This is a genomic window from Pseudomonas sp. NPDC087346 (assembly GCF_044744235.1).
Taxonomy (GTDB): Bacteria; Pseudomonadota; Gammaproteobacteria; order Pseudomonadales; family Pseudomonadaceae; genus Aquipseudomonas.
Genome location: NZ_JBIUXX010000124.1, coordinates 1 through 6287, shown reverse-complemented (window position 1 = coordinate 6287; position 6287 = coordinate 1). Strand labels below are relative to the sequence as shown.

At 59.7% G+C, this 6287-nt stretch carries 6 protein-coding genes; all 6 read left to right on the top strand.

Translation table 11 applies throughout. The features are described 5' to 3' along the window. Positions 1–38: 38 nt before the first annotated feature. The 6 genes from murC (at position 39) to ACIOZM_RS30980 (ending at position 6268) form a co-directional block, all read left to right on the top strand. Entirely contained in the window at positions 39–1499 is a 1461-nt protein-coding gene (gene murC / locus ACIOZM_RS31005) for a UDP-N-acetylmuramate--L-alanine ligase (protein ID WP_401221355.1), read from the top strand. Beyond that, positions 1496–2455, top strand: a complete 960-nt coding sequence (locus ACIOZM_RS31000) for a D-alanine--D-alanine ligase (protein ID WP_401221353.1) — start codon at positions 1496–1498, stop codon at positions 2453–2455. Before murC ends, ACIOZM_RS31000 begins: the two co-directional genes overlap by 4 nt. A 4-nt stretch (positions 2456–2459) precedes the next feature. Then, complete coding sequence (locus ACIOZM_RS30995; RefSeq protein ID WP_401221350.1) at positions 2460–3326, top strand: cell division protein FtsQ/DivIB; 867 nt, start codon at positions 2460–2462, stop codon at positions 3324–3326. 15 nt (positions 3327–3341) lie between these two features. Beyond that, on the top strand, positions 3342–4601 hold the full coding sequence (gene ftsA, locus ACIOZM_RS30990) for a cell division protein FtsA (protein ID WP_123463152.1): 1260 nt from the start codon (positions 3342–3344) through the stop codon (positions 4599–4601). Between the two features lie 67 nt (positions 4602–4668). After that, entirely contained in the window at positions 4669–5862 is a 1194-nt protein-coding gene (gene ftsZ, locus ACIOZM_RS30985; RefSeq protein ID WP_401221346.1) for a cell division protein FtsZ, read from the top strand. A gap of 112 nt (positions 5863–5974) precedes the next feature. Next, complete coding sequence (locus ACIOZM_RS30980) at positions 5975–6268, top strand: UDP-3-O-acyl-N-acetylglucosamine deacetylase (RefSeq protein ID WP_401221343.1); 294 nt, start codon at positions 5975–5977, stop codon at positions 6266–6268. The last annotated feature ends 19 nt before the right edge of the window (positions 6269–6287 follow it).

Genomic DNA, 6287 nt, shown 5'->3' with positions numbered 1-6287 from the left:
CACCCGTAGCGTGGTCGATACCTGTCTGGAGGTGGCCCATGGTTGAGAATCAGAAAGCCATGCCACAACCGGAAATGCGCCGCATCCGTCGCATCCACTTCGTCGGTATCGGCGGCGTGGGTATGTGCGGTATCGCCGAAGTGTTGTTGAACCTGGGCTACGAAGTCTCCGGTTCCGACCTCAAGGCGTCGCCGGTTACCGAGCGTCTGGAATCGTTCGGCGCGAAAATCTTTATCGGCCACCGTGCCGAGAACGCTGCGACCGCCGATGTGCTGGTGGTGTCGAGCGCCGTCAACACCTCCAACCCGGAAGTTGCGACCGCCCTTGAGCGCCGCATTCCGGTGGTACCGCGTGCCGAAATGCTCGCCGAACTGATGCGTTATCGCCACGGCATCGCCGTCGCCGGTACGCACGGCAAGACCACTACTACCAGTCTGATCGCTTCGGTGTTCGCTGCCGGTGGCCTGGACCCGACGTTCGTTATCGGTGGCCGTCTGAATGCTGCGGGCACCAATGCCCAGCTCGGCACCAGTCGCTACCTGATCGCCGAAGCCGATGAAAGCGACGCAAGCTTCCTGCACCTGCAACCGCTGGTAGCCGTGGTCACCAACATCGACGCCGATCACATGGCGACCTACGGTGGCGACTTCAATGTATTGAAGAAAACCTTCGTCGAGTTCCTGCACAACCTGCCGTTCTACGGTCTTGCGGTGGTGTGTCTGGACGATCCGGTGGTGCGTGAAATCCTGCCGCTGGTCAAGCGCCCGGCCGTGACCTACGGCTTCAGCGAAGAAGCCGACGTGCGTGCGATCAATGTCCGTCAACAAGGCATGCAGACCTTCTTCACCGTGCTGCGTCCCGATCGTGAGCCACTGGATGTGTCGGTGAACATGCCCGGCAACCACAACGTTCTCAATGCACTGGCGACCATCTGCATTGCCACCGACGAAGGCGTCAGCGATGAAGCCATCGTGCAGGGCCTGTCCGGGTTCCAGGGTGTTGGTCGACGTTTTCAGGTCTACGGCGAACTGCCGGTGGACGGCGGCAACGTGATGCTGGTCGACGACTATGGTCACCACCCGACCGAAGTCGCAGCCGTGATCAAAGCCGTACGCGGTGGCTGGCCGGACCGTCGTCTGGTGATGGTTTACCAGCCGCACCGATATAGCCGCACCCGCGACCTGTACGACGATTTCGTCAATGTACTGGCCGACGCCAACGTGCTGCTGCTGATGGAAGTTTATCCGGCCGGCGAAGAGCCGATCCCGGGTGCCGACAGCCGCAAGTTGTGCAACAGCATTCGCCAGCGTGGTCAGCTAGATCCGATCTACATCGAGCGTGGTGTCGATCTGGCACCGCTGGTCAAACCGCTGCTGCGGGCCGGCGACATTCTGTTGTGTCAGGGCGCCGGTGATATCGGAGGTCTCGCACCGAAACTGTTGAAGAGTGAGCTGTTCGCTGGCGCCGTGGCGGCGTCGGTCGAGGGGAAGTTGAAATGACTGCTGCCTACGCCAATCTGTTTTCCACCATCGCGCCGAAAGACTTCGGCCGCGTCGCCGTGCTGTTCGGCGGGATGAGTGCCGAGCGTGAGGTTTCGCTGAAATCCGGTAACGCCGTGCTCGAGGCGCTGCAAAGCGCTGGTGTGGACGCGTTCGGGATCGATGTGGGCAAGGATTTTCTGCAGCGTCTGCTGAGCGAAAAAATTGATCGCGCCTTCATCATTCTCCACGGTCGTGGCGGTGAAGACGGCAGCATGCAAGGCCTGCTCGAGTGCGCCGGTATTCCGTTCACCGGTAGCGGCATCCTCGCTTCGGCACTGGCCATGGACAAGCTGCGCACCAAGCAGGTCTGGCACAGTCTCGGGATTCCGACGCCGCGTCACGCCGTGCTGCGCAACGAAGCCGATTGTATTTCGGCGGTGACGGAACTGGGCCTGCCTTTGATCGTCAAACCGGCCAATGAAGGTTCAAGTATCGGTATGGCCAAAGTGAATTCCGCGTCCGAGCTAGTCGACGCATGGAAAGCGGCCAGTACCTACGATTCGCAAGTGTTGGTCGAGCAATGGATTCAAGGTCCGGAGTTCACCATCGCCACCCTGCGTGACCAGGTGTTGCCTCCAATCGCCCTGGGTACACCGCACACGTTCTACGACTACGACGCCAAGTACGTGGCTAACGATACCCAGTATCGAATCCCGTGCGGGCTCGACGCAGCCAAGGAAAAGGAACTCATGGATCTCACGGCCAAGGCCTGTGAGGCGCTGGGTATCGCCGGTTGGGGCAGGGCAGACGTGATGCAGGACGCCGAAGGGAAATTCTGGTTCCTGGAAGTGAACACCGCACCGGGCATGACCGATCACAGTCTGGTACCGATGGCCGCGCGTGCTGCCGGTCTGGATTTCCAGCAACTGGTACTGGCCATTCTGGCCGCCAGTGTTGAAGACGTTCGAGGTTAAGACGATGCAAGGCGCACAGCTCAGACATCAGCCACCCGCACCCGGCCGCAAGCCGGTGCCGCGGGGTGCCAGCCGAATGGTGGCGAAAGAGCCGATGTCCGCGCGCCTGCCGAAAGCCAACTTCGGTTTTCTGAAAAGTCTGTTCTGGCCGGTGCTGCTGGTAGTGCTCGGCTTTGGTACCTACGAAGGCGCACAGCGTTTGCTGCCTTACGCCGACCGGCCGATCACCAAAGTCGCGGTGCAGGGCGACCTGAGTTACATCAGTCAGCAAGCGGTGCAGCAGCGGATCGCTCCGTACACAGCGTCGAGCTTCTTCACCATCGACCTGGCGGCCATGCGTACCGAGCTTGAGCAGATGCCATGGATCGCCCACGCCGAAGTGCGTCGGGTGTGGCCGGATCAAGTGGTGATCCGCCTCGAAGAGCAACTGCCGGTGGCCCGTTGGGGCGACGAGTCTTTGCTGAACAACCAGGGCCAGGCGTTTACGCCCAAGGAGCTGGCGAACTACGAACATCTGCCACAGCTGTTCGGCCCACAACGGGCCCAGCAGCAAGTGATGCAGCAATACCAGGTGTTGAGCCAGATGCTCAGGCCGATGGGCTTCTCGATTGCACGTCTGGAATTGCGTGAACGCGGCAGCTGGTTCCTGACCACTGGCGCCGGCAGCTCCGGCCCCGGAATCGAGTTGCTGCTGGGACGCGGCAACCTGGTGGAAAAGATGCGCCGCTTCATCGCTATCTATGACAAGACGCTTAAAGACCAGATTACGAACATTGCGCGCATCGATCTGCGCTACGCCAACGGCCTTGCCGTTGGCTGGCGGGAACCTGTAGCGCCGACGACAGCCCAACCCGCTGTCGCAAAGAATTAAGAAGAGGCAGGACCCATGGCAAACGTGCAAAGCGGCAAAATGATCGTCGGTCTGGATATCGGCACCTCCAAGGTGGTGGCGCTGGTAGGCGAGGTCGCGGACGACGGCACGCTGGAAATCGTCGGGATCGGTACCCATCCGTCCCGCGGCCTGAAGAAAGGCGTGGTGGTGAACATCGAATCCACTGTGCAATCGATTCAGCGTGCGATCGAAGAAGCCCAGCTGATGGCCGGCTGCCGCATTCACTCGGCGTTTGTCGGCGTGGCCGGCAACCATATCCGCAGCCTGAACTCCCACGGCATCGTGGCGATCCGTGATCGCGAAGTCAGCTCGGCTGACCTTGAGCGTGTACTCGACGCGGCTCAGGCCGTGGCGATCCCGGCTGATCAACGCGTGCTGCACACCCTGCCGCAGGATTACGTGATCGATAACCAGGAAGGCGTTCGCGAACCACTGGGCATGTCCGGCGTACGTCTGGAAGCCAAGGTTCACGTAGTGACCTGCGCCGTCAACGCCGCACAGAACATTGAAAAATGCGTGCGTCGCTGCGGTCTGGAAATCGACGACATCATTCTTGAGCAACTGGCGTCCGCTTACTCGGTACTGACCGACGACGAGAAAGAGCTGGGCGTGTGCCTGGTCGACATCGGCGGCGGCACCACCGACATCGCAATCTTCACCGAAGGTGCTATCCGTCACACCGCCGTGATCCCGATTGCCGGTGATCAAGTGACCAACGACATCGCCATGGCGTTGCGCACTCCGACCCAGTACGCCGAAGAGATCAAGATCCGTTACGCCTGCGCCCTGGCCAAACTGGCCGGTGCCGGCGAAACCATCAAGGTGCCAAGCGTTGGCGACCGTCCACCGCGTGAGCTGTCGCGTCAGGCCCTGGCCGAAGTGGTCGAGCCGCGCTACGACGAACTGTTCACCCTGATTCAGGCTGAACTGCGTCGCAGCGGTTACGAAGACCTGATCCCGGCCGGCATCGTCCTGACCGGTGGTACGTCGAAGATGGAAGGCGCCACTGAACTGGCCGAGGAAATCTTCCACATGCCGGTACGCCTCGGTGTGCCGCACGGCGTGAAAGGTCTGGATGACGTAGTGCGCAACCCGATTTATTCCACTGGCGTCGGCCTGTTGATGTACGGCCTGCAAAAGCAGTCCGACGGAGTCTCGTTCTCCGGCATCGGCAGCCGCGACAGCTACAGCAACGAAGAGCCACAGGCGCCGTTGCTGGACCGATTGAAGAAGTGGGTTCAAGGCAACTTCTAAAGCTTTACCGCAACACCGCAACAAAAAGCAGTAGGCGAAAAAACTAGAGAATGTAAGGAGAGTGAAAATGTTCGATCTCGTAGACAACATCCCCGCAAGCCCGGTAATCAAAGTTATCGGTGTTGGCGGTGGCGGCGGCAACGCTGTCAATCACATGGTCAAGAGCAACATCGAAGGCGTTGAATTCATCTGCGCCAACACCGATGCTCAAGCACTGAAAAACATCGGTGCGCGGACCATCCTGCAACTGGGCACTGGTGTGACCAAAGGCCTTGGCGCCGGCGCGAATCCGGAAGTCGGCCGTCAAGCCGCTCTGGAAGACCGCGAGCGCATTGCTGAAGTGCTGGCCGGCACCAACATGGTGTTCATCACCACTGGCATGGGCGGTGGTACCGGTACCGGTGCTGCGCCGATCATCGCCGAAGTGGCCAAGGAAATGGGCATTCTGACCGTTGCTGTCGTAACGCGTCCGTTCCCGTTCGAAGGTCGCAAGCGTATGCAGATCGCCGATGAAGGCATCCGCATGCTCTCCGAAAGCGTCGACTCGTTGATCACCATTCCTAACGAGAAGCTGCTGACCATCCTCGGTAAAGACGCCAGCCTGCTGTCGGCTTTCGCCAAGGCCGACGATGTACTGGCCGGTGCCGTTCGCGGTATCTCCGACATCATCAAGCGTCCGGGCATGATCAACGTCGACTTCGCTGACGTGCGTACCGTGATGAGCGAAATGGGCATGGCAATGATGGGCACTGGCTGCGCCAGCGGTCCTAACCGTGCACGTGAAGCAACCGAAGCGGCGATCCGCAATCCGCTGCTGGAAGACGTGAACCTGCAAGGTGCACGCGGCATTCTGGTGAACATCACCGCTGGTCCTGACCTGTCCCTGGGTGAGTACTCCGACGTGGGTAGCATCATCGAAGCCTTCGCTTCCGAGCACGCCATGGTCAAGGTCGGTACCGTTATCGATCCGGACATGCGCGACGAATTGCACGTGACCGTGGTTGCTACCGGTCTGGGCGCGAAAATCGAGAAGCCTGTGAAGGTCATCGACAACACCGTTCACACCTCCATGGCTGCACAGGTGCAACAACCGGCACCCGCTCGTCAGGAAGCTGGCGCAGTGAACTACCGTGATCTGGATCGTCCGACCGTCATGCGCAACCAGGCTCAGGCCGGTGCTGCGACTGCCGCGAAGATGAATCCGCAAGATGACCTGGACTACCTGGACATCCCGGCTTTCCTGCGTCGTCAGGCCGATTGATGGAATGTATCAGGGCTATGAAGGTGATTGGTGTTCAGCAAAGGCATGGTCTGCTATTATCGCCAGCCTTTGTTGATACCAGTTCGCAATTTGCGCTGAAGCGGCCCAAGCCATGATTAAACAACGCACACTGAAAAATATTATCCGTGCCACAGGTGTAGGCCTGCACTCCGGGGAGAAGGTCTACCTGACCCTCAAGCCTGCGCCTGTCGACACTGGCATTGTGTTTTGTCGCGCTGACCTCGACCCTGTGGTGCAGATCCCTGCCCGCGCGGAAAACGTCGGTGAAACCACTATGTCGACCACGCTGGTAAACGGCGACGTCAAAGTGGACACGGTAGAGCACTTGCTCTCGGACTTTTGTGTTCTTTTGATCTATATAGTGTACTTCTTTCTCTGCTTGTGAGATGTTATGATGTTTGATT

Coding starts and splice junctions, on each gene's coding strand:
- ftsZ (WP_401221346.1), top strand. CDS start 4,669: ATGTTCGATCTCGTAGACAACATCCCCGCAAGCCCGGTAATCAAAGTT.
- ftsA (WP_123463152.1), top strand. CDS start 3,342: ATGGCAAACGTGCAAAGCGGCAAAATGATCGTCGGTCTGGATATCGGC.
- ACIOZM_RS30995 (WP_401221350.1), top strand. CDS start 2,460: ATGCAAGGCGCACAGCTCAGACATCAGCCACCCGCACCCGGCCGCAAG.
- murC (WP_401221355.1), top strand. CDS start 39: ATGGTTGAGAATCAGAAAGCCATGCCACAACCGGAAATGCGCCGCATC.
- ACIOZM_RS31000 (WP_401221353.1), top strand. CDS start 1,496: ATGACTGCTGCCTACGCCAATCTGTTTTCCACCATCGCGCCGAAAGAC.
- ACIOZM_RS30980 (WP_401221343.1), top strand. CDS start 5,975: ATGATTAAACAACGCACACTGAAAAATATTATCCGTGCCACAGGTGTA.